Source organism: Pseudoflavonifractor sp. 524-17 (genome assembly GCF_009935845.1).
Lineage (GTDB): Bacteria > Bacillota > Clostridia > Oscillospirales > Oscillospiraceae > Pseudoflavonifractor_A.
This window is the reverse complement of the sequence record NZ_QWEK01000024.1, coordinates 30,430-52,401: the sequence shown is the minus strand read 5'-3', so window position 1 is coordinate 52,401 and position 21,972 is coordinate 30,430. Positions and strand designations below refer to the sequence as shown.

Here is a 21,972-nt window from a genome sequence, read left to right as displayed (position 1 = left end):
CAGGGCCCTTTCCCGAAAGGGCCCTGGACCCAAAGGGCCAGAGGGGGGATCATCCCCCCTCTGGACTCCCCCAGCGCGGGGGCCCAGGCGGCGTGCCCCGCCGCCACCACTGCCTCAACGTCCTGAGAGCCTTTCGAGATAGGTGATCCCTGCGTAAGTCTTCTGCCAGACCGGGTTTCATGTGCCGGGCCTCCCCAGTCGGCCCGGGGGGAACGTCCTCTGTGGACAAACCCCCGGGCCGACCAGGGAGGCCCGGCGCTTCTATTGTAACGTAAGCCCAAGACTTTAGCTGGGACTGCGTTGTCTGCCAGACTGGCACATCGGCATGGCAGTCATCCGGCGCGGTGCGCCGGGTGGGCCTATCGTCATGGGGGATTCTCAAGGGGGGGCGACCCCCCTTGAGCCCTTTGGGTCCAGGGTCCTTTCGGGAAAGGACCCTGGCGCCCGCTGCGTAAGCGGCCCGTGCGGCGAGCACATATCCCAGGGCCCCCCTGCTCCATAAGATACCCCTGTGCATGAAACGGCAGCGCGGCGTTGGGCCGGCAATAGACGCCGTCTGGCTGGAGGATCCTGGCTTTCGCGGTATCCCGGAGCTGGAGGGCCAGGAGACGCTCCGCCTGACGGCGGACGGCCGGATCCCGGAGGGGGACCAGCAGCTCCACGCGGCGCTCAGTGTTGCGCCGCATCAGGTCGGCAGAGCCCAGGTAGAGCGGGTGGGAGGGGCCCTGGCCGAAGGAGTAGAGCCGGGCGTGCTCCAGAAAACGGCCCACCAGGCTGGTAACCTGAATGTGGTCGGTATAGCCCGGAACGCCCGGCCGCAGGCAGCAGATCCCACGGACAATGAGATCCACCCGCACCCCGGCCCGGGAGGCCAGCGAGAGGGCGCGGATGATGTCCCGGTCGGTAATGGCGTTGCACTTGAACACAATGCGGCCCCGGGGGCCCTTGGCCGTCTCTGCCTGGATGAGGGCCAGCAGCCGGTCCTTGAGGGAGAGGGGGGCGGTGAGCAGCACCCTTCCCTGACCAGGGAGTTTTCCCGCGGCCAGGCTGCGGAAAAAGGCGGCGCTCTCCGCCCCAATCTGGGGGTCAGAGGTGATCAGGGACAGGTCGGCATACTGCCGGACGGTGGACTCGTTGTAGTTTCCGGTACCGATTTGGGTGAGATAACGGGGCCCTCCCAGTCCGGCGAAGGTGATCAGGCAGAGCTTGGCGTGGACCTTATAGGCGGGGCCGCCGTAAAACACCCGGCAGCCGGCCTCCTCCAGCCGCCGGGACCAGGCGATGTTGTTGGCCTCGTCAAAGCGGGCCCGCAGCTCCAAAAAGACTAGAACCTCCTTGCCGCGCCGGGCGGCGGTGCAGAGAATCTCCATCAGCCGGGCCTGCCGGGCCAGGCGGTAGACGGTAATCTGGATGGAACGGGCGCGGGGGGAGACAGCGGCCTCCTGAAGCAGCGCCAGAAAGGGCGCCATGCTCTGATAGGGAAAGGAGAGAAGCACGTCCTGCCGCCGCACCAGCGCCAGCATTCCCCCCGGGGGCGGCAGAGGGGATTTGGGGCGGAACGGGGGATAGTACAGGGCGGGGGCGCGGACAGCGGACTCCAGCCGGGCGATGATCTGGTCCGGGTTCATGGGCATGGCGGAGAGGAAGAACTGCCGGCGGTCCAGGTCCAGAAGCCGGGCCAAGGCGCGGGCCAAAAAGGGGTCCAGGGGGGAGTCGCTCTCCAGCCGGACCGCTGCCAGACTCTGCCGCCGCTGGAGCAGCCGGCCCACATAGCGGCGCAGGTCGCTGTCCTGGGGATCCAGGGGTCCGTTGTCCAAAGGGAGGCGGACACTGCGGGTGATCCGGATACAGCTGCCCCCGGATATCTGACAGCCGGGGAACAGGTCAGGGAGCCGGTCCAGGAGCAGCCGCTCCAGCCGCACAAAGGGGAAGCCGGCGCCGGGGAGGGGGATAAGCCGGGGGAGAGCGGCGGGAATGGGGAGCAGTCCCAAGACGGTGTGTTTCCCCCGCTCCAGCCGGGCGGCGACGGCCAGCTGGCCGCCGGCGAGGAGGGGAAGGGGGTGGAACGCGTCTACAATCTGCGGGGAGAGAAAGGGAAAAATGGACTGCCGGAACTGCCGGTCCAGGGCGGCGCGCTGGCCGGGGTCCAGCGTCCCAGGATCCAGGTCCTGAATCCCCTGGGACTGAAGGGCCTCCATCAGCGTGTTCCAGGTCCAGTCCCGGCCGGGACACAGGGTACCCACGGCGGCGCACAGCGCCAGCATCTGCCGCCGGGCGGCGGACTTCCCATGATCTGCGGCGGCCAGCTGGGCCAGACGGGCCATCCGCACCATGAAAAACTCGTCCAGATTGCGGGAAAAAATAGCGGCAAAGCGCAGGCGTTCCAAGAGCGGAACCTGCTCGTCCAGGGCCTCCTCCAGAACCCGGACGTTAAACGCCAGCCAGGACAGCTCCCGGTCCTGGGTATAGTGCTTCAACTCCACTCTCATTGCCCGTCCAGCCGCCTTGTCCCCAGCACCCGGGTGAGGAGGTAGCCCTCCCGCACGCCGCAGTCGCTGATAAAAATGGTCTCGCTGTGAAAGGTCTGGGCAATCTGGCGCAGGACCGCCATGCCGGGGAGGAGGGTGTGAATGCGCTCTGGGACGGTCTGGAGGAGGAGATCCAGATTCTTTCTCCGCTGGTCGCAGAAGCGATCCAGAAGCTGGGAGATGACGGCGCAGGAGAGGGTGCGGTGGTCAGGGGGGAGGTCCGCCTGCCAGCGGGCCAGCTTGCCAGCCGCCCGGACAGAGCCTCCCACCCCGCAGATCATCGGGCGGCGGTCTTGAGGCAGATCCAGCTTGTCCAGCTCCTTGGCCACCCGGCGCTGGATGCGCGCGCACTCCTTTGGCTCAGGGAGCAGCTGGGAGACATAGCGGTGGAAGAGATTGAGGGAGCCCACAGGGATGGAGAGGGCCCGCTGGACCGCGCCGCCGCGGAAAAAGACCAGCTCCGTGCTGCCCCCGCCGATATCCACCAGCAGTCCGTCCTGGAGAGGGAAGGCGCCGGTGGCGCCGATGAAGTCCATGAGGGCCTCCTCCTCGCCGGAGAGGACCTCAATCTGGCAGCCAGTCCGGCCGGAGAGAAAGTCCAGGGCCTCCTGCGTATTGGAGATATTGCGCAGTGAGGCGGTGGCAAATACCGCCAGGCTGGGAATGGACAGGCGGTGTACAATGGCGCAAAATTGGCAGATCACCTCTGCCGCCCGCTCCAGCCCCAGGCGGGACAGACGGCCCTCCGAGGAGACATAACCCGCCAGCCCGATATGGCTCTTCTCCCGAAAGATGGGTTTGAGGGCTCCTCCGCCGGCCTCATAGACGGACAGACGGATGGTATTGGAGCCGATGTCAATGACACTGTACATAGAGACTCCTCCCGTTGGTGTGGCGTCTTGACGGCAGCCGCCTGAAACAGCCGCCGGGGCATTCTGATGTTCTCTCCTATTATGGAAGAAAAATTTTAAAATATCTCTTGACAACCCAGGAGAATTTTGCTAGAATGAACCTCGCCGCTGTGGCAGAGCGTTGCGGCAGAGTATGGGGGTATAGCTCAGCTGGGAGAGCGCTTGAATGGCATTCAAGAGGTCAGCGGTTCGATCCCGCTTATCTCCACCAAAGTAAAAGAGGACAGTAGGCCGCTGTCCTCTTTTACTTCCCACCTTGAGGATAAAAAGATGACAGGGAAAGTTTTCTCCGGATATTGACAGATTGTCCCCTGCCTGCTATAATAGATTTCGTTGTCTGGACGATTAGCTCAGCTGGTAGAGCATCCGCTTGACGTGCGGGAGGTCACAGGTTCAAGTCCTGTATCGTCCACCATAAGAAGCCGCTGCATTTGTTGAGAATGCAGCGGCTTCTTTCTTGATTTTCGGCTGATTTCACGGTTGAAAATAAAAAACGCTGTATGGGCTATGAGACTGTACCCTACGCTGAGCCCTGTCCCGCGCAGGAGCCTCCCATGAGGGCGCATGTCTACCAAATTTTTATCAAGGAACCCCCGGAATCCGTTGTACTGCAATGGATTCCGGGGGTTCCTTTTTCAGCGGTTTTCCGCATTGCAAGAAGTGTTGCCCCCTTGGCGCCCGCCGCGGAAGCGGCCTGCCCGGCGAGGACAAATTTCCCGCGGGGTATCACCCCCATTATTTTACACGCAAGCGCTCTCCCCCACCTTACGGACGCAGCACCGGTTCGCCCGATACCCGGGAAACCCGCTGTAGGGATCCAAGTGGGTCTCGCTGACCAGGTCGTTGGCGTTGGCCTCCCGGTAGCCATGGTAGAAGTGGACCTCCCCGGGCTGGACTTTGGAGGTAAGGCGGGCTTTAACCCGGACGGATCCGGTGGCAGTGGAAATCTCGATCCAGTCGTCCTGGGCGATGTGGAAGGCTTCCCCGTCTTCGATGCTCAGATCGGCGGTGGGCTCCGGGCGCAGACTGCGCAGCCAGGGCACCTCGTGGAGGCGGGAGTGGATGGCGTTGGGCAGACGGGCCCCGGCAATGAGCTTGAGGGGATAGGCTTCGGGATCGCCCGGGTTGTCGTCGTAGGGATCCCGGTAGGTGGGCAGGGGATCCAGCCCGTGGCTCTGGCTGAACTCCGCCACCGCCTCAGACCAGAACTCAAACTTCCCGCTGGGCGTGGGGAAGCCGTTTTTCAGCAGCTCACCGGCCACGTCGGGATGGGCGCCGGGGACCTTAATAGGCAGATCGCTGGCCTTCATCTGGCCGATGGTGATGTCCAGGTCCCGCAGCATAAAGGCGATCCCCGCCTCGTACCCCTGGCGGAGCAGAGGGTCGTCCAGGTCCATCACGGCTGCCAGCTCGGCCAGGATCTGCACGTCGTTTTTGGACTGGTACAGGGGGTCGATCACCGGGTTGGTGAACTGGGCGAATCCGCCTGGGTAGGCCTTGAACTCCCCCCGCTCGAAGCTGGTACAGGCGGGCAGCACAATATCGGCGTATTTGGCGGTGTCCGTCATAAACAGGTCGATATCCACGAAGAAATCCAGGGTTTTCAGCGCCTCATAAAACTTGCGGGTGTTGGGGAACATTTTGGCGTTCATGCCGCAGGCAAAGACCGCTTTGATGGGGTAGGGCGTCCCCTCGGTGATCTGGCGCAGCAGGTCCATAGCCTGGAACTCATCCACCAGCTTGGACCACAGAGGGAAGCGCTCCTGGCCGATGCGGGGGCGGCTGCTCTTGGGCGCCCGGCAGCGGTAGTACTCGTGCTCGTGGGTGAGATAGCCGGCGCTCTGGTCATAGTAGGTGATGGTCTCCGGCAGGCAGCCCCCCACCCGGTCGAAATTTCCTGTCAGAGCGTTGAGGCAGATCATAGCCCGGTAGTTCTGAAAGCCGTTGATCTGGTGGGCCAGGGGGGCGGAGGACTCCTGAATGCAGGCCGGGCCGCTGGTGGCGTAGATCCGGGTGGCCTCAAAGATGTCGTCCGGGTTCAGACCGGTGATTTTGCTCACCCGGTCCAGGTCAAACTGGCTGACATATTCCTTGTACGGCTCAAAGCCGTGGGTGTACTTTTCAATATAGTCCAGATCCGCCCAGCCGTTGTCAATGATCAGCTTGGCCATACCCAGGGCCAGGGCGCCGTCGGTCCCCGCCCGGATTTGCAGGTGCATGTCCGCCAGCTTGGCGGTGGCGGGAGTCTTGCGGGGGTCGATGATAATAATTTTCCCGCCCTTGTCCTTGAACGCCTGGAGCCGGGGGAGGGCCAGGTGCTTGGAGTAGTAGGGATTCAGAGCCCAGCCCAGCAGGACGTTGGAATTGCCCATATCCGGACCGGCGGCGTACAGGCCCGCCGTGGCCTCCCAGGCCATGACGGCGGATTTATAGCAGGTGGAGCACTCCGAACCGTAGTTGACGGAGCCGAAGGAGTAGGCGAACCGGTGCAGGAACTGCCGGTACCACTTGGTATAGCCGGAGAAGAAGGCCACGCAGTCGGGGCCCAGGGTGTCCTTGACGGCGTTGAGCCGCTGGGCGATCTCCCCATAGGCTTCCTCCCAGGAGATGGGCTCAAATTTGCCCTCTCCCCGCTCCCCCACCCGGCGCAGGGGGGTGCGCAGGCGGTCCGCCCGGTAGATGTACTGCCGGCTGGCGTGGCCCTTGGCGCACAGCTTGCCCTTGTTGCGGGGGTGGTCCTTGGTGCCCTCTACTTTAATGACCTCCCCGTCCTTGACATAGGCGTCAATCCCGCAGTGGGTGCAGGGACAACAGATGTCGCAGATGGTACGCTTCACGGTGATCCCCGTCTCGGGGCATGGAATTTTTGCCTTTAAAAGGGCTTCAATCTTTTCCATCTTGTGCCTCGCCTCTGAATTAAAGGGTAAACAGCTTGCCCAGCTTGGGGATTTTGACCCCCACTCTGGCGTGGCGCAGGGCGCCCCACAGGGTCACCTGGTTGCTGGTCACCACAGGCAGGCCGAAGTCTGTCTCAATGGTCTCAATGATATCCAGCACGTTCAGGCCGGTGCAGCTGATGAAGATACAGTCGGAATTGGCGATATCCATCTGCTTTACCTTCTGATACACAAAGCTGGGCTGGATATCCGCGATGGACTTTTCGCTCTGGTGCATTCCCTGGATGCTGGTGACCCCGATGCCGTGGGACTCCAGGAAGTGCTTTTCAATCTCGTTGGTGTCGTCGGGATAGGGGGTAATGGCGGCCACTTTGCCCACCCCCAGGCGGGCAAAGCCCTCCATCAGCACTGTGCTGGTGGTCAGGCCGGGGGCGCCGCTGGCCCGCTCGATCCGGCGGATGCACTCCTGGTCAAAACCGGGACCGCCGATGAGGCTGCCGGAGGTACAGCCGAACATAACCAGATCGTGGCGCCGGGTGGAAAAGACCTTGGCGCAGTCCTCCAGCAGGTCGGCCATCTCCATCAGCCCCTCGGGGCTGGGCATCCCGCCGAAGGGAACCCGGGTGGTAATCACTCCCACGCCGTCGGGGACAAAGCGGTGGAAATCCCGCTCCATGGAAGCGCCGGTGCCTGGGTTGATCAGGCCGATTTCCGCTCTCCAAGCATACATATCAGATTCCTCCTTCTTACAAACTCTCAAGTCAGGCGCAGGGTCTGTCCCACGCCCAGCCGGCGGGCCTTTTCTGCCAGGCGGGCGCCCACCGCGATATCCAACGTGCCCATGCCCATGTGGGAGAAGACAATGCGCTCGCGGTCGCTCTCCCGGCCAGGAATCCTGCCGCAGATAATCTCCCCCAGGGCGCCGTATACGTCCTCCGGGCGGAGCAGGTGGCCGAAATTAGGGTGCTCCAGAATTTCAATGCGGTCGGAGTCCCGGTTGCCCACCACCCACTTGTCAAATTTGCGGCTGATGGCGGGCTCGATGTCGTTAAAGGCGAACATGGCGTCCACCAGACAGCCCTCCCGCAGCCACTCCTCCCGGATCAGGGGGGTGCGGCAGGTGGTGGCGGTGAGGAGGATGTCCGACTGCTCCGCCAGGGCCTGGGGGGTGGGGACGGCCTCCAGCCGGGCGCGGACCTTGTCCCCCAGCCGGGCGACGCACTCCTCCACCGCCTGGGGGGAGGCGTCGCACAGGAGGATGCGCTCCAGCTGGAAATTCTCGTCAAAGGAGCGTATGGCGGAGCGGCCCTGGGCGCCGCAGCCCAAAATGCCCAACGTCTTCGCCCCCTTGCGGGCCAGATATCTGGCGGCCACCACCGCGTGTCCCCCCGCCGTACGCATATTGGTAATGGCGGTGGCGTCCATAATGGCATAGGGCATTCCGTTGTCCTCGTGGCTGAGGATGAGGACATGGGCCCAGATGGTGGGGTAGTCCTCGGGCTGGGCGGGGTAGAAATTGGTCCATTTTACCCCCGCGGTCTTCAGGTTTTCCAGACAGCCCGGCATGGCGAAGATGCAGTTGGCCCGGTTGGGCCCCACCCGCATCACCTCTTTGGACGGCACGATCATCTGTCCGCTGCCGTCCGCCCGGAAGGCATCCTCCACAGCGTCCACCACATCCCGATAGGTCAGGATGGACTCCACCTCCTGCTTGGACAGAAACAGGACCTCTACCTTGGGCTCGCTCATAGGGCGGCACCCCTCCTTTCTCAAAGGGGCCGGCCAGCCGCCGGCCCCTGTCTGCCCTTTGGCTTATCCCTTCAGGTACTCGCCCAGAATGGACAGGTCTTCCACGCTCTCCAGACGGTCCATGATGAGATCCACCAGCTTGCCGCACTGCTCAGGGGTGAGGATGGTGGCGGTGGCAATGCGGAAGTTTTCGATGCACTCCTCCCGGGTGTAGGGATTGCAGGGGTGGCCCTTGGGGTAGTGGATGGAGTCCTCGTATACCGTGCCGTCCTTAAGGGTGATCTTCATCTCGTAGGTGGGATAGCCCCCCTCCCGGAACTTATCAAACTGGGAGCTCACCCGCTCTACCCGGCCCACGCCCTTGAAGCGGTTGGCCATCTCCAGAATCACCGGGTCCTTGAGATACTTCTCCTCGGCCCACTCCCAGCCCAGCTGGGGACCCCGGAGATACATGGCTAGGCAGAAGGGGATGGAGAACTGGGCGCGGACGGTGGAGGGATAGCCCTCGGGCCAGTTCTCGCTGCGGTTGGGGATGAAGGGGGACATCTCAATGGACTCAATGTCGTCGGCCTTGATATGGTTGGCGGTGACCATGCGGTGGAGCAGGTCCATGGGGGCCTGGATCCACATATTCACCGGCCAGTTCTTCAGCAGCATGTCCATGAGGTAGTAGTGGCTGCCCAGCTCCTTGTCAAACCAGTCCCAGTCGCACTGGTCGGACACGCCGAACCAGTAGCCGCCGTACTCCTCCAGGGCGTCCATCAGGGTGGTGATGCCCTTGTCCACAATGAGGGAGCACTCCACCCCCAGCTTGGCGGTGAGGCCGTAGGTATAGTGATAGAAATCGGTGTTGGTGGCGTTGATCTGCTCTGTGGCCACAGGGCACATACCGGCGGCGGTGCCGATGAGCTGGTTGAGCTTGGGCGCGCTCAGGCCCAGCAGCTTGCCGGACACGGCGGCGGGGGCGAAGATCTGCCAGCAGTACAGGCCCCAGCCGGCGTCAAACCGTTCGGGGGTGGGCTGCACCGCCATAGCGATGCGCTGATAGACCTCGAAGCCCCCCACAAAGGCGGTGAGGTAGTCTTTGCCGGACTTGCCGTAGGCCTCGGCCACCGCCAGGCCCGCCGGCACCGCGCCGGAGCTGGGGTGCCCGGTCCAGGAGCAGTCCTCCCAGTCCAAAAAGTCGCTCATCATGCCGTTGGCGAAAGCGGCGCTGGTGACGGAGACCTTCGTCCCGTCGCCGAAGATGGTGGCCCCCCTGTCGCTGGCGCCCATCACCTTGGCCACCTCCACCGCCTCCCGGACAGTCTTGGCCTTGGCCGCCCCCAGGGCCACGCCCACCGTGTGGAGGGTGACCATCTTGGCCCGCTCGATGACCTCCTGGGGAATGTCCTCATACTTCAGGTTGGCCAGGTAGTCCGCCAGGATCTGTGTGTACTTCTTCATAGTGCACCTCCAAAATATTTGTCTGGGTTGTTATAGAAAAATACCTATTGAAAAAAGGAAACAGAGCGAATATAATGAACTCCACTACACAGATGAGGGGTAATCTCATATGCGGACAGAGTATCTGGAATATCTGCTGGAGGTGGCGCGCACCCGTTCCATCTCGGCCGCGGCAAAAAAGCTGTTTATCGGCCAGACCACGCTGAGCGCCATCATCAACTCGGTGGAGAACGAGCTCAACGTGAAGATCTTTCAGCGCACCCACCGGGGGGTCAAGCTCACGGAGCATGGAGAGCGGGTCATTGCCATTGCGGAGGATATGGTGGAGAAAAACCGCCAGCTGCTCAACCTGAGCGCGGACATTACCCCGGTCCGCCGGAATATTCCCTTGGTGGCCTATCCCAGCGCGTGCAGCGTTCTGGCCCTGTATCTCAGCGCCCGGCTCCGCCAGGCCAAGGACGAGCCCACCCTGTCCATGCTGGAGTGCGCATCCAACAAGGTGGTCAGCTCCGTGGCCAACGGGATGGCCAACATCGGCGTGGGGGCCTCCGGCCACGCGGAGTTCTTCAACAACCAGTATACCGCACACAACAACGGCTTCGCCTTTGAGCCCATCTATAACGACCGCTTCTGCCTGTGTGTCAGCGGGCGCTCCCGGCTGGCGGAAAAAGACTGCGTGGACGTGTCCGCGCTGGGGGAGGAGCATCTGGCAGTAACGGAGCACCACCCCTCCTCCTCCTCCACGTCGGTGGGCTGCGTGCTGAGATACGCCCGCTGCTTCTCGGTGTTCAATAACATGGGGGTGGTGAAACGGGCGGTGTTGGCGGAAAATATGGCGGCGGTGCTGCCCCGGCTGTCCTTCTTCAACGACGATCGGGTGGCCTCTGGGGCGCTGCGCCTCATCGACCTCACCGGGTTTGAGACGGGGCTGACGAACTTTATCCTTGTCAACCAAAAAGTAGGGCTGAATGCCTGCGAAAAACAGCTTACCGAGTTTATCCGGGAGTTTTATCAGGAGCTGGAGCAGCGGGAGAAAGCGGGGTGTCTTGCCGGCAACTCCATCCTACCCAATCCCAGCGGCGGCGTCCAATAGTACTTGCTGTTGGGGGGACAACAAAAAAACTGGTAACACAGGGGCGCCGGGCCTCCGTTGACAGCCCGGCGGGCACCTCCGGCGGGGAAACACCCCCAACCGCCGTTCCTGGCCGGAGAAGCCGCCTGAAATGCGCTCCCCTCCGCCGCCGGACCCCCGGCCGGCCCGCCGCAATCATAATTCTTGCTGACTGGCCTGCAAAAAGAACGCTCATCCCGGCCTTGCCAGGAGGGGCGTTTTCCTTTAGACTAAATAAAAAAGAAGGAGGGAACAGACATGAAGCAGCTATTGGTTTTAGAGGGAAGCCCCCGCCGCGGGGGGAACAGCGCCGCCCTGGCCGGCGCCTTCTGCGCCGCGCTGAAGGGCTGGCAGGTGGAGCGGGCCGCGGTATGCACCATGAAAATCCGGGGATGCGCCGCTTGTGAGCAGTGCTGGACCCGGGAGGGAAAGCCCTGTGTGCAGCGGGATGACATGAACGATCTGTGTCTGAAGATCGAGGCGGCGGACGCTGTGGTCTTCGCCACGCCCATGTACTATTTCGGCTTCCCCGCCCAGCTGAAGGCGGCCATTGACCGTCTCTACCCCTACTGCAAGGGCAACTGCCCCCGGTCCATCCGGGGCAAGCGGTGCTTTCTGCTCACCTGCGGGGCCACCAGCGAGCGGGAAGAGTTTGACGCCCTGTTGGAAAATTACCGCATTCTGGCCCGCTACGTGGGCTGGGAAGACATGGGGATTCTGGCCGCGGACAGCCTGTATGAGAAAGGCGCCGCAGAGGGCACCCCCTGGCTGGCCCAAGCCGCCGCCTTGGCGGATCGCTTGGCCGGCGGGGCGTCCTGACCGGCCCTCCCTTCCCCCCAATACCTCTCTTGAGGATAACACCCGCCGAAAAAGCGCCGCATCCTTCGCAACTCCTGTCTTTCCACGCACTGAGCCCGCCGCAGGCCAATGAACCGCCTGCGGCGGGCTTTTTTATGCTTCTCAGGGCTGGATCAGGCCGGCCAGCTTTTTCAGGGAGCGCTGGACGCGCTCCTTTTTGTAGTCCTCCTCCTCCACGCAGCGCAGGGCGCCGGTGGGGCAGTTGCGGACGCAGGCGGGCTCCAGCCCGCAGTGAATCCGGGTGACGCAGCCGTCGCATTTGCGCATTTTCCCCTCGGCGCTGAAGGAGGGGGCTCCAAAGGGACAGGCCATGGAGCAGCTGTGGCAGCCGATACAGCTGGTGTTGTCAAAAATGGTCAGGCCGGTGGCCTCGTCCTTGCTCAGGCAGCCGCAGGGACAGGCGGTAATGCAGGGGGCGTCCTTGCAGTGCATACATGCGGTGGCCATGTAGGTATACTTGTGGCCCCCCGCGCCGTCGGGCTGCTCCAGATCGAACACAATCCGGAAGGGGGCCTCGCAGCGCTGGGTGTCGATGTCGTTCTGATCCATGCAGGCCACGGCGCAGGCGCCGCAGGCTGAGCACTTGTCCATGTCCAAATCAATGATTAGGGCCATATCAGTTCCGTCCTTCCAAATAGTCAATCAGCGCGGCAGGCACGCCCTCCCGCTCCAGCCGGCCCCGGCCGGCCGGGCCCAGGCGGGCCCCCTTGTCCTCCAGGGTCTTGAGGAGAAAGCGCTTGAGTACGCCGCTGATCCGGTACTCATCCAGGATATTGACGCACACCGGCAGGCCGGCGTGGGTGACGATATCCACCCGGCCCCTCCGCCCCGGCAGGGGGAAGGTCTTGCAGGTTCCGGCGATCCGGTTGTCCCCCAGGCCGATGAAGTCCATGTCCATAAAATGAGTGATATTGTGAGTGATGTTGCCGGGATAGACCGCCAGGGGCGTGACGCCGGCGATATTGGCCCCCGCCGTCTCCCCCTGGCGGGCGGCGTTGTCCCACAGGCCGATGATCTGGGCCTGCCCCGTGAGCAGATTGAGCCCCTCGCAGCAGTCTCCGGCGGCGTAAATCCCGGGGGCGGAGGTCTCCATGCGGGTGTTGACCACAAAGCCCCGGCCGGTCTCTATGCCCTCCCCGGCCAGCTGGGTGTTGGCCCGGGTGCCGATGCACAGCAGGGCCATATCACAGTCCAAGCGTTCCCCGCCGCCCAGGCAGACGGTCAAGCCGTCCGGGCGGGACTCAATGGCCTCAATGGGGCGGGAGAAGCGCAGGCCAATTCCCCGGGCCTCCAGACGGGCCTGGATCTCCCCGGCCACCTCCGGCAGAGCGGCGGTGGGGAAGATGTGGGGCGCCATGTCCGCCAGGATGACCGCAACTCCCTGTGCCTGAAGGAGCTCCACCAGCTTGATCCCCACCATGGACGCCCCAATGACCACCGCCGACTTGACGCCGCCTTCCAGCCGCTGCCGGAGGAGCCGGGCGTCCTCCACCGTGCGCATACAGAACACGTTGGGGGCGTCTGCCCCGGGGATGGGGGGCACCAGGGCCCGGGCGCCGGTGGCCAGCACGATGTGGTCAAAGGATTCCTTGCCGCCGTCCCCCAGGGTGAGGCAGCGGGTTTTGGCATCCAGCGAGACGACAGGGCAGTCCAGGTGCAGGGTGAGGCCGTACTCCCTCTTAAGGACCTCCAGCCCGCCGAAGGGGAACATACCCTCCCAGGCCAGCTTGCCTGCCACATAGTAAGTGGTGAGCATGGGGTTTGCCGGGGGATCCCCAGCGTCGCTGTAGATATGGATTTCGCCGCTGTAGCCGTGCCGGCGCAGGGCCTTTACCGCATGGAAGCCGGCGCAGCCAAAGCCGATAATTGCAGTGCGTTGCATGACACAAGCTCCTTTTCCCGGCCTCACAGGGTTTCGATGATCTGGGGCAGGGACAGATTGGGGGGGTAGCCCAGATTTTCCAGGGTGCGGCCGTGGGCGAGATAGTCCTGGCCGTTGAGCTGGCCAGCCATCACCACAAGGGCCTCCAGCAGGGGGACGGAAACCCCCAGCCGGCGGGCCACGGACACGGCAAAGGCCCCAGCGCACAGGCCGTCCTCTGTGAGATAGCGGTGGGCGGTGTCATAGGGCCCGTCCAGGGTGAGGAACACATCCAGTTGGGGGTTGTGCTCCGGGTCCAGCAGACGGTTCATGTGGATCATGGGGTCGCTGTGCTCCTCGTACCCCATAGCGGCGATGACCCGGCGGCGCTCCTCGCTGGCCAGCTCCGCCAGGCGGATGGAGGCGGGGGTGAGCCCGTCAGTAAACAGGTTGAACTTGCTGCCCTTCTGGTCAATGGAGCAGGCGGACAAAATGGTGGCCCCCAGATGGGTGACAAAGTTGTTGGAGTTGATGGCACAGTCGAATACGTTGACACAGGGCGCCATCTCAATGCAGCCGGCATAGGCGTCAATGACCCGCTGGTTGTCGCTGGCGGGGAGGGCGGCGAAGCTCTTGGCCCGGAAGGGCATCCCCACGGTGGCCTCCGCCCCGCCGGTGAGCCGGGCGGGGAAGAGATTGCCCTCCAGCTCGGCCAAGGTAACGTCCGCCGTTACCCCCAGTTCCGCAAAGACCTTACGGAACACGAAGGAGCCCAGATTGCCGGGAGAGATGAGAATATGCTGTCCGTCGTGGAGGTGGGGGGCGATAAGGCGGGCGATCTCCTCGTGGCGGCAGGCCACCACCGAGATAATCAGCAGATCCCCGCTGGCCGCGGCGGCGGCGAAATCATGGGTGACCCGGTGAATGGGGGCGAAGCCCCGCTCTTTCCCCCGCAGGAGAATCCCGCCGCTGTCCCGGATGGCCTGGAAGCGGTGGGCAAATTCCTCATTGTCGCAGAGGGTTATCTCAAAGCCCTTGAGGGTAAAATAGGCCGCGGCGGCGTGTCCCGTGGAGCCGCCGCCAAAGATACTGATGGTGCGGAACATAATGACTTCACTCCTTGTATTTCCAGAATATAGCATATCAGAGTCAGAGATGCTTTGTGTGATAATACCAGTCCAGGCCACGGGGCAGGGCGCTCTTTTTCTCCGCGTAGCCCCAGTTTTCCAGGGGAAGCTCCCGGATGAGGGAGAGCACCTGATTGGGGTCTTCCCCCGCCTGGGCCAGCTTTTCCAGCAAAATGGCGGAAAAGCCCTCCTTGCAGCGCAGGTCACGCCCGGGGAAGCAGTCCATTTCGACCAGCAGATAGCCCTCTGTTTTTGGGGGCGGGAGATAGAAGTCCTCAGGGGCAAACTCCAACAGGCGGATGCTGTAGCTGTCATCCTCCAGCGCAAGGCCCTCCTGAAGGGCGGCGCGGACACAGCCTACGATGGTTTGCTTTTGCTCCGGCGTACGTCCCCGGCGCATACTGACGGTAAGTACAGGCATGGCTTCCCCTCCTTAGCAGCGCGCCTGGCGCCGCCGGTCCCTGGACGCAGACCAAACCAGCGGCGCCGTTCAGGCAGCCTGGGCAACCCAGGTGTGCGGTCCGGATCGCCTGTCTTCATTCTAGCCCCCGCCCCTGCCGCCGTCCAATCGTTATTCCTGCTTTCCTGTTACCAAGAATTCTGCTACCGTGGGAGCAGAAAGGCCCGTTGGACGGGCTGCCGCCCCGGCTCTATACTAATTTTAGAAGGGGGTTTCTCTACCGAGAATCCTGTTTCTTACCATGTCAAGATCTGAAAGGAGCGCGAGGTAATGAATCCATTCTTAACCCGGGCTTACCAGCTTCAGGACGAGCTGGTGGAACACCGCCGCTGGCTGCACCGGCACCCGGAGCTGGGCCACAATCTGGACGAGACGGCGGCCTATGTAAAAGATCGCCTGCGTACCCTGGGCTATACGCCCCAGGACACCGGCGACCACGGGGTCACCGCCCTGGTCGGGCCTTCCACCGGGCGGTGCATCCTTCTGCGGGCGGATATGGACGCCCTGCCCATGCGGGAGGACACTGGCGAGCCCTTCCGGGTGGAGGAGGATCGGATGCATGCCTGCGGACATGATCTGCACACCGCCATCCTTCTGGGGGCGGCCCGCCTGCTGAAGGAGCGGGAGGGGGCGCTCAAGGGACAGGTGAAGCTGGTCTTTCAGCCGGCAGAGGAGGTGCTCACTGGCGCCCGCAGTGTGATTGACGCCGGTATTCTGGAGCACCCCCATGTGGACGCCGCCTTTGCCCTCCATGTGGATGTGGCCAGCCGGTACCGCCCCGGCACTCTCACCATGCACCGGGCGGGGGTGGCCTCCGCCTCCTGCGACCGGTATATCATCCACATCCAGGGCAAGGGGGGCCATGGGGCTACCCCTCAGGAGTCGGTGGACCCCATCAATGTGGGGACTCACATCTATCTGGCCCTTCAGGAGATTGTCAGCCGGGAGGTGCCTCCCAGCGCCATGGTGGTGCTCACCCAAGGGATCTTCCGGGCCGGGGACGCCCCCAACGTGATCCCCGGCGCCGCCCGGCTGGAGGGGACCCTGCGCTGCTACGACAACCAGGTGCGCCGGCAGGTGCTGGAGCGCATGGAGCAGATCATCCGCTCCACCGGCGAGGCCTTCCGGGCCGAGGCCCGGCTGGAGGTCACCGGAGGCTGTGCCCCGGTGTATAACGACCCGGCGCTTTTTGAGCAGGCAGCAGGTTGGATCGAAGAGCTGGACGGCAAGGAGTGGATGGATATTGACGGCCAGATCTCCCCCGCCTCGGAGGATTTTTCCAACTTCCTGGAGCGGGTGCCCGGCGTCTTTTTCTTCGTCACCGCCGGAGACAGCGCCGAGGGCTACACCTACTCCATGCACCACCCGAAGGTGGTCTTTGACGAGCGGGCTCTGCCCCGGGGCGCGGCAGGCATGGCCTGGCTGGCCTGGCGCTGGCTGGGGGGAAGCCCGGAGGGGGATGCCTAAGATATTCCGGCGTTCCAGACAGAAAATTTCAGCCGGGTATCGTTTTTTCTGTTGGCTTTGAACCAAAAACGGCGATTGGACAGCCTCTAAAATCGCAGATATACTTTTTACAGACCTGGGCAGCCAGTCCCGGCATTGTGTGCGGATGTACCTGCCAAGACAAACTGGACGAGATGTGAAAAGGAGGGGCCTTGATGAATCAAAAGGAAAATGGACAATTAACACGTACTCTGACCCTGTTCCCTTGTATCATGATCATGGTAACATCCGTCATCGGCGGCGGCATTTTTACCGTCCCCGGTGAGATTATGGCCATTGCCAAGGGCAGCGGCCCGAACATCGTGGCCTGGATTGTGGCCGCAGTGGCGGTGCTGCTGATGGGGCTGGTCTACTGCGAGCTGGCGCCGGCGCTGCCGGGGGCGGGCGGACCCGCGGTCTATCTGCGGGAGGCCTACGGGGACAAGATGTCCTTTTTCTACGGCTGGTTTGCCATGCTCAACAACTCTGCGGTACTGGCGGTGGTCTCCATCACCTTTACCAACTATCTGAAATACTTCATTCCCCTCAGCGGCTTTCAGTGCAAGCTGGTGTCCACCGGACTGCTGCTGCTGGCCATGCTCACCAACGTCCGGGGCGTAAAAATGGGCGCCACCGCCACCAATATCCTCACCATTACCAAGCTGGTGGTGCTGGGGGCGATTATCGTCGGCGGCGTGTTCTTCCTGGTCCCCGCCAACTTCCAGCCCGTGGCCGACGCGGAGCTGGGCTGGGGCACTACCTTCTCCGCCGCCATCCCCGCCTTTTTCGCCTTCAGCGGCTATAACCAGCTGACCTACATGAGCGAGGAGATCAAGGACCCGGAGAAGACGCTCCCCCGGGCCATCCTGCTGGGTATTGGTGTGATCTGCCTGTTCTATGTGCTGCTGTCCGTGGTGTGCGTGGGCACGCTGTCTGTGGAGGTGCTGTCCGGCAGCACCAACTCCGTCACCATGGCGGCGGAAGTGATCTTCGGCAAGGCCGGCGCCGCCGTGGTGTCCATCGGCGCCCTCATCTCCATCTACGGGCTGATCAACGCGGGATTTATGTCTATGCCCCGGGTGGCCTTCAACGTGGGCCGGGCGGGCCTGTTCCCCGGCTTTTTCGCCAAAATCCATCCCAAGTACGACACCCCGTACTGCTCCATTATCACCTACTGCTGTCTGTCTCTGCTGCTGATGTGGACGGGGAGCTTCAGCACCCTGCTGACCATGGTGGTCTTCGTGGGCAAGATCTCCGAGTTCCTGGTGGCAACCTCTCTGGTGGCCCTGCGCAAAAAGCGCCCCGATCTGAACCGGCCCATCAAAATGCCCCTCTACCCCGCCAGCGTGATCCTCTCCATCGCACTGACCGTCTTCCTGGCCGCCCGAGTGCCGGTAAAGCAGATCTTCCTCAGCCTCCTCTTCTGCGCCACCAGCGTGCCGGCGTATGTCATCTTTGCCCTGCTGAAAAAGACGGGGAAGAAAAGTTGATGCTGTTCATATCAGTTTTTTCCTCGCGGCGGGCGGCGCCAGGATCCTTTCCCGAAAGGGCCCTGGATCCAAAGGGCCAGAGGGGATGTCCCCTCTCTGGACTCCCCCAGGCCGGGGACGGGCGGCCTCTGAATTTATCGGAAATTTGGACAAACTAGTTTCGCACGCCCGAAAATCAACCAGCAGACAACACCTCACGCCCATGTCGTATACTCTGCAAAACTTGACAGCCGCAGCAATTCAAGAACGCTGTCCGACGGCCGCCTGGGCTGGCACAACGTACCAACCCCGTGGCGGCCGTCAGATCCGCTTCTTGAATCGCAGCGGCTGTCAAGTCATACTGTGTTATCGACGCGGGCTTTGTTCTAATGTCTGAAGTGATCGGTACCGGGCGCGGGTGAAACTGCTTTGAGTCTGCCTCTTACCTGGACATAGAGGCCGCCCGCCCGGGACCCCCAACCTCTGTCAATGGAACTGCCTTTACCCCCCCGTGTTTTTCCAGCCAATTCGCGGCGCACCCCGCCAGCACAGCCGCCCCCAGGGGGAGGACCTCCTCGTTGAAGACGATGGCCGGGTGGTGGGAGCCCGCTCGATTATAGATCTCCTCCGGCCCGCCGGCGCCGATGCCCATGAATACGGAGGGCACCTTCTGGGTCACCTCGGCGAAGTCCTCGCTGCCCATCTGCCGGGGCAGCTCCTCCAGGCGGGTCAACTCCCCGGCGTAGCCCGCCAGCTCCGCGGCCAAATCAGGCTGGTTGTGCAGGGAGGAGACTCCGGCCAAAAATTCCACCTGGCAGCGGCCTCGGAAGGCGGCGGCGATCCCCTGGCTGATCTCCGCCAGCCGCTCCTTGGCCAGGGCCCGGTTGTGGTTGGAGAAGGCCCGGATGCTCCCTGTCAGCTCCGCCGTCTCCGGAATGGAGTTGTGCAGCTTTCCGGCGTGGAGGGTACACACCGTCAGCACCAGGGGGTCCTGGGGATCCACCTCCCGGGCGTTTACCTCCTGGAGGGCCAGCAGAATATGGGCGGCAATATTCACCGGGTCCACCGCGTTCTGGGGAATGGCCCCATGGCCCGCCTTGCCGGTGACGGTAATGCGAAAACTGTCTGAGGAGGCCAGCGCCGGCCCTTTCCGCCAGGCGATGGTCCCCACGTGCATGGGACCGGGGAAGACATGAAGGGCCAGCGCCGCGTCCACCCTGGGGGACTCCAGAATCCCCGCCTCTACCATGGCGGCGGCCCCTTCCAGGCTCTCCTCCCCGGGCTGGAACATCAGCTTGACCCGGCCCTTCAGCGCCTCCTCATGGGCCTTCAGCAGCCGGGCGGCCCCCAGCAGCATGGCGGTGTGGATATCATGGCCGCAGGTGTGGGCCCGGTTTCCCTGGGCCGCAAAGGGCAGACCGCTCTCCTCCGCCATACCCAGGGCGTCCATATCCCCCCGCAGCAGGAAGACCGGCCCCGCCTCCGGGCCGATGCACGCCGTCACGCCCCCGGCCAGCCGCTCCGGCCGGCAGCCCATGGCCTCCAGCTCCTGGCAGACATAGGCGGTGGTCTGGGGCAGCTCCATGCCCAGCTCCGGCATCTGGTGCAGCCGGCGCCGGCAGCGCACCAGCTCCTCTCCGCACTCCCTGGCCTGCTGATACAGCGACTTCATCTCCAGCATTTCCGTACTCCTCTCCGGCGGCTTTGGATGCCCGCGATCCAAATACGCCATTTTTTCTTCCCTACTATTCTGAGCAAATCTGGTGCCAACCCCTCCCCCTTGTTTTTAAACCTGTATTCATAGGTACTGAACGCTGGAATTGCCGTTGCGAATACCGCTTCTTTCTTCCCGGCGCTGGACATTTCTTTCTCTTTTCGTTATAATGAGCCTGATAAAATGGTTTAATAGGAGAAAAGGGGTGGCCATATGGCAAAACGGCTGGCGATTATCACGTGGGACGCCGGCTCCGTCCATCTCTACGCGGATCAGGTCCGGCAGTTTTTTGGGGATCTGGTGGAGATACACACCTACAGCGTCCAGGCCGGGACGGCGGAGCGGGTGGAGCCGGCGGAGGTCTATCTGGTGTCCACCTGCGCGTTTACCTATCGGGATATCACACAGCTCCTCCCCGACAACGGCCCCGTCGTTATCAGTGAGGTCCACATCACCCGTGAGAGCCTCTCCCGCCTGCTGGAGGTTCCTCACAACACCCAGGCGCTGCTGGTAAACATCAATCAGCCCATGGCCACCGAGACGATGGCGCTGCTCAACCAGCTGGGCGTGACGAACATTCAGTTCGTCCCCTACTATCCCGGCGCGCCGGAGCCGCCCCGGCTGGCCTGGGCCGTCACCACCGGGGAGCGGCGGTACGTCCCCTCCTGGGTGGACCACGTGATGGATCTGGGCCCGCGCCTGCTCAGCGGCAATACCTTTATTGAGCTGGCCTTTCATCTCAAGTGCGAGCACATCATTGACCAGCCCGCCTTTCAGGCCTATCTGTCCACCCTGGCCGAGCGCACCTACAGCATTCAGCGGATGTTCCACCGGTCCATCCAGGTGGAGAGCCTGTTTGACCTCTTCCAGCAGACCTTGGACGCGGGGGTCATCGGCGTGGACTCCGACGGCACCGTGTTCGCCTGCAACGCCAAGGCGGAGGAGATTCTGGACCTCCCTGTCCACCAGCTCCTCGGCCACCGGGCCAAGGACTGCCTGGCCCTGCTCCCCATTGAAGAGTGCTTCTCCCACCAGAAGGCCATCCACTCCCGGCTGATCGATATCAACGGCAGTCCTGTCAATGTCAGCCTTCAGCCTGTGCTGCGCGGCGGCCGGTTTATGGGGGGCTTTTGTATTCTCCAGCGCTTCCGGGATGAGGAAAACCGCCAGCAAAAGGTGCGCCGCCAGCTTTTGGGCAAGGGCCACGTGACCAAGTACACCTTTGACAGCATTGTGGGCCAGAGCCCCACCATGCTGGCCGCCAAGGCCCTGGCCCAGAAAATGGCGGCCAGCAGCGCCGCCATCCTCATCAGCGGGGAGAGCGGCACCGGCAAGGAGCTCTTCGCCCAGGCCATCCATGCCGCCAGCCCCCGCCGGCAGGAGCCCTTTGTGGCCATCAACTGTGCCGCCATTCCCGACTCCCTGCTGGAGAGCCAGCTCTTCGGCTACGAGGCCGGCTCCTTCACTGGGGCGCAGAAGGGCGGGCACATCGGCTTTTTCGAGGCCGCCCGCCGGGGCACCCTCTTTTTGGATGAGATTGAGGCCATGAGCCCCATGCTCCAGGTAAAGCTGCTCCGAGTGCTCCAGGAGAAGGAGATCGTCCGGCTGGGGGGCGTGGATGTGGTTTCGGTAGATGTGCGCGTCATCGCCGCCACCAACGAGGATCTGCCGGCCGTGGTGCGCCGGGGCGGTTTCCGCAAGGATCTGTTCTACCGGCTTAATGTCCTCCCCCTCCAGCTCCCGCCCCTGCGGCAGCGGGGGCAGGACGTGCTGCTCCTGCTGGAGTATATCAAGGAGGCCCTTGGGGCCCGGTTCTCCCTCAATCCCGCCGCCCTCCAGGCGCTCACCCTCCACCCCTGGGACGGCAATGTGCGGGAGCTGCGCAACTGCGTGGAGTACCTGGCCTATCTGGACAAGCCCCTGATCCAGCTGGAGGATCTGCCGGCCACCATCTTTTCCCCCGCCGCCCTGGAGGCGGGGGAGAACGCCTCCGGCATCCCCTCCTCCCAGCCCGCCTGGGGCGGGGACGTGGCCGGCCAGACCATCGCCCGGCTCCGCCAGCGCACCGGCAGCGACTTCGACTGTTACGCCTTCGTCCTCTCCGCTCTAGGCTCCGGCGCCTCCGCCGGACGCAAAAGTTTGTCCGCCCAGGCCGCGGCCCGGGGACTCCCGCTGACGGAGCAGACCGCCCGCACCGTCCTGCTCCATCTGGAGGAGTGGGGGCTGGTGGACATCCGCCGCGGCCGGGGCGGCAGCCGCCTCACTCCCCTGGGCCGCGCCCTCTCCCTCCGTCTGGAAAAGGAGGCGTCCTCCTCCCCCATTTTCTAAATTGGTGGTTAATGGGCGAAAATGGGTT

16 protein-coding genes and 2 tRNA genes are annotated in these 21,972 nt (G+C 63.3%); 7 read left to right on the top strand and 11 right to left on the bottom strand.

Translation table 11 applies throughout. The annotated features are described in order from the left end of the window. Positions 1–365: 365 nt before the first annotated feature. Together ppk1 and D1159_RS10470 are read right to left on the bottom strand one after the other, a co-directional pair. The gene (gene ppk1 / locus D1159_RS10475; RefSeq protein ID WP_161845617.1) at positions 366–2,489 is read right to left on the bottom strand and encodes a polyphosphate kinase 1; all 2,124 of its coding nucleotides are present in this window, start codon (positions 2,487–2,489) and stop codon (positions 366–368) included. Continuing rightward, positions 2,486–3,400, bottom strand: coding sequence for a phosphatase (locus tag D1159_RS10470; RefSeq protein ID WP_161845616.1), 915 nt, complete (start codon positions 3,398–3,400; stop codon positions 2,486–2,488). Before D1159_RS10470 ends, ppk1 begins: the two co-directional genes overlap by 4 nt. 174 nt (positions 3,401–3,574) lie before the next feature. On the opposite strand from D1159_RS10470, the gene D1159_RS10465 reads away from it, so the two are divergent. Together D1159_RS10465 and D1159_RS10460 are read left to right on the top strand one after the other, a co-directional pair. Continuing rightward, a tRNA-Ala gene (locus D1159_RS10465) sits at positions 3,575–3,650 on the top strand. A gap of 128 nt (positions 3,651–3,778) precedes the next feature. Next, positions 3,779–3,854: transfer RNA gene (locus D1159_RS10460), tRNA-Val, on the top strand. A gap of 325 nt (positions 3,855–4,179) precedes the next feature. Here D1159_RS10460 and D1159_RS10455 read toward each other — a convergent pair. The 4 genes from D1159_RS10455 to D1159_RS10440 all read right to left on the bottom strand — a co-directional run bounded on the left by D1159_RS10455 (position 4,180) and on the right by D1159_RS10440 (position 9,531). Then, positions 4,180–6,336 carry a molybdopterin-dependent oxidoreductase gene (locus D1159_RS10455; protein ID WP_161845615.1) on the bottom strand — a complete coding sequence of 719 codons (2,157 nt, stop codon included), beginning with the start codon at positions 6,334–6,336 and terminating at the stop codon, positions 4,180–4,182. Positions 6,337–6,355: 19 nt separating this feature from the next. Beyond that, entirely contained in the window at positions 6,356–7,066 is a 711-nt protein-coding gene (locus tag D1159_RS10450; RefSeq protein WP_161845614.1) for an arylmalonate decarboxylase, read from the bottom strand. A gap of 26 nt (positions 7,067–7,092) precedes the next feature. Then, positions 7,093–8,085 (bottom strand): ornithine cyclodeaminase family protein, encoded by a 993-nt coding sequence (locus tag D1159_RS10445; RefSeq protein ID WP_161845613.1) that lies wholly within the window; start codon positions 8,083–8,085, stop codon positions 7,093–7,095. Positions 8,086–8,148: 63 nt separating this feature from the next. Then, positions 8,149–9,531, bottom strand: a complete 1,383-nt coding sequence (locus tag D1159_RS10440) for an MmgE/PrpD family protein (RefSeq protein WP_161845612.1) — start codon at positions 9,529–9,531, stop codon at positions 8,149–8,151. A gap of 109 nt (positions 9,532–9,640) precedes the next feature. Between D1159_RS10440 and D1159_RS10435 the strand changes: the two genes are divergently transcribed. Further along, positions 9,641–10,624 (top strand): LysR family transcriptional regulator, encoded by a 984-nt coding sequence (locus D1159_RS10435; protein WP_161845611.1) that lies wholly within the window; start codon positions 9,641–9,643, stop codon positions 10,622–10,624. 276 nt (positions 10,625–10,900) lie between these two features. Next, positions 10,901–11,461 (top strand): flavodoxin family protein, encoded by a 561-nt coding sequence (locus tag D1159_RS10430; protein ID WP_161845610.1) that lies wholly within the window; start codon positions 10,901–10,903, stop codon positions 11,459–11,461. A 141-nt stretch (positions 11,462–11,602) separates the two neighbouring features. Here the strand turns inward: D1159_RS10430 and D1159_RS10425 are convergent, their stop codons facing one another. Genes D1159_RS10425 through D1159_RS10410 form a run of 4 tightly spaced genes read right to left on the bottom strand, consistent with a single transcriptional unit; the run spans position 11,603 to position 14,909 of the window. Then, positions 11,603–12,115, bottom strand: a complete 513-nt coding sequence (locus tag D1159_RS10425; RefSeq protein WP_161845609.1) for a 4Fe-4S dicluster domain-containing protein — start codon at positions 12,113–12,115, stop codon at positions 11,603–11,605. A 1-nt stretch (position 12,116) separates the two neighbouring features. Further along, entirely contained in the window at positions 12,117–13,382 is a 1,266-nt protein-coding gene (locus D1159_RS10420; RefSeq protein ID WP_161845608.1) for an NAD(P)/FAD-dependent oxidoreductase, read from the bottom strand. Positions 13,383–13,405: 23 nt separating this feature from the next. Beyond that, entirely contained in the window at positions 13,406–14,467 is a 1,062-nt protein-coding gene (locus tag D1159_RS10415; protein ID WP_161845607.1) for an NAD/NADP octopine/nopaline dehydrogenase family protein, read from the bottom strand. 43 nt (positions 14,468–14,510) lie between these two features. Continuing rightward, the gene (locus tag D1159_RS10410; protein WP_161845606.1) at positions 14,511–14,909 is read right to left on the bottom strand and encodes a tautomerase family protein; all 399 of its coding nucleotides are present in this window, start codon (positions 14,907–14,909) and stop codon (positions 14,511–14,513) included. Positions 14,910–15,218: 309 nt separating this feature from the next. Here D1159_RS10410 and D1159_RS10405 point away from each other — a divergent pair, with 309 nt between their 5' ends. Both D1159_RS10405 and D1159_RS10400 read left to right on the top strand, forming a co-directional pair. After that, positions 15,219–16,415: a M20 family metallopeptidase gene (locus D1159_RS10405; protein WP_161845605.1), complete on the top strand. Its 1,197-nt coding sequence runs from the start codon at positions 15,219–15,221 to the stop codon at positions 16,413–16,415. A gap of 194 nt (positions 16,416–16,609) precedes the next feature. Beyond that, positions 16,610–17,923, top strand: a complete 1,314-nt coding sequence (locus D1159_RS10400; protein ID WP_161845604.1) for an amino acid permease — start codon at positions 16,610–16,612, stop codon at positions 17,921–17,923. A gap of 421 nt (positions 17,924–18,344) precedes the next feature. On the opposite strand, the gene D1159_RS10395 is transcribed toward D1159_RS10400, so the two are convergent. Then, positions 18,345–19,583: a M20 family metallopeptidase gene (locus tag D1159_RS10395; RefSeq protein WP_202621032.1), complete on the bottom strand. Its 1,239-nt coding sequence runs from the start codon at positions 19,581–19,583 to the stop codon at positions 18,345–18,347. A 246-nt stretch (positions 19,584–19,829) separates the two neighbouring features. On the opposite strand from D1159_RS10395, the gene D1159_RS20035 reads away from it, so the two are divergent. Continuing rightward, positions 19,830–21,944, top strand: a complete 2,115-nt coding sequence (locus D1159_RS20035; RefSeq protein WP_161845603.1) for a sigma 54-interacting transcriptional regulator — start codon at positions 19,830–19,832, stop codon at positions 21,942–21,944. Positions 21,945–21,972 lie beyond the last annotated feature (28 nt).

What these genes read in the sequence shown, in the direction of transcription:
- ppk1 (WP_161845617.1), bottom strand. Translation starts at nt 2,489, where the DNA reads ATGAGAGTGGAGTTGAAGCACTATACCCAGGACCGGGAGCTGTCCTGG.
- D1159_RS10470 (WP_161845616.1), bottom strand. Translation starts at nt 3,400, where the DNA reads ATGTACAGTGTCATTGACATCGGCTCCAATACCATCCGTCTGTCCGTC.
- D1159_RS10455 (WP_161845615.1), bottom strand. Translation starts at nt 6,336, where the DNA reads ATGGAAAAGATTGAAGCCCTTTTAAAGGCAAAAATTCCATGCCCCGAG.
- D1159_RS10450 (WP_161845614.1), bottom strand. Translation starts at nt 7,066, where the DNA reads ATGTATGCTTGGAGAGCGGAAATCGGCCTGATCAACCCAGGCACCGGC.
- D1159_RS10445 (WP_161845613.1), bottom strand. Translation starts at nt 8,085, where the DNA reads ATGAGCGAGCCCAAGGTAGAGGTCCTGTTTCTGTCCAAGCAGGAGGTG.
- D1159_RS10440 (WP_161845612.1), bottom strand. Translation starts at nt 9,531, where the DNA reads ATGAAGAAGTACACACAGATCCTGGCGGACTACCTGGCCAACCTGAAG.
- D1159_RS10435 (WP_161845611.1), top strand. Translation starts at nt 9,641, where the DNA reads ATGCGGACAGAGTATCTGGAATATCTGCTGGAGGTGGCGCGCACCCGT.
- D1159_RS10430 (WP_161845610.1), top strand. Translation starts at nt 10,901, where the DNA reads ATGAAGCAGCTATTGGTTTTAGAGGGAAGCCCCCGCCGCGGGGGGAAC.
- D1159_RS10425 (WP_161845609.1), bottom strand. Translation starts at nt 12,115, where the DNA reads ATGGCCCTAATCATTGATTTGGACATGGACAAGTGCTCAGCCTGCGGC.
- D1159_RS10420 (WP_161845608.1), bottom strand. Translation starts at nt 13,382, where the DNA reads ATGCAACGCACTGCAATTATCGGCTTTGGCTGCGCCGGCTTCCATGCG.
- D1159_RS10415 (WP_161845607.1), bottom strand. Translation starts at nt 14,467, where the DNA reads ATGTTCCGCACCATCAGTATCTTTGGCGGCGGCTCCACGGGACACGCC.
- D1159_RS10410 (WP_161845606.1), bottom strand. Translation starts at nt 14,909, where the DNA reads ATGCCTGTACTTACCGTCAGTATGCGCCGGGGACGTACGCCGGAGCAA.
- D1159_RS10405 (WP_161845605.1), top strand. Translation starts at nt 15,219, where the DNA reads ATGAATCCATTCTTAACCCGGGCTTACCAGCTTCAGGACGAGCTGGTG.
- D1159_RS10400 (WP_161845604.1), top strand. Translation starts at nt 16,610, where the DNA reads ATGAATCAAAAGGAAAATGGACAATTAACACGTACTCTGACCCTGTTC.
- D1159_RS10395 (WP_202621032.1), bottom strand. Translation starts at nt 19,583, where the DNA reads ATGCTGGAGATGAAGTCGCTGTATCAGCAGGCCAGGGAGTGCGGAGAG.
- D1159_RS20035 (WP_161845603.1), top strand. Translation starts at nt 19,830, where the DNA reads ATGGCAAAACGGCTGGCGATTATCACGTGGGACGCCGGCTCCGTCCAT.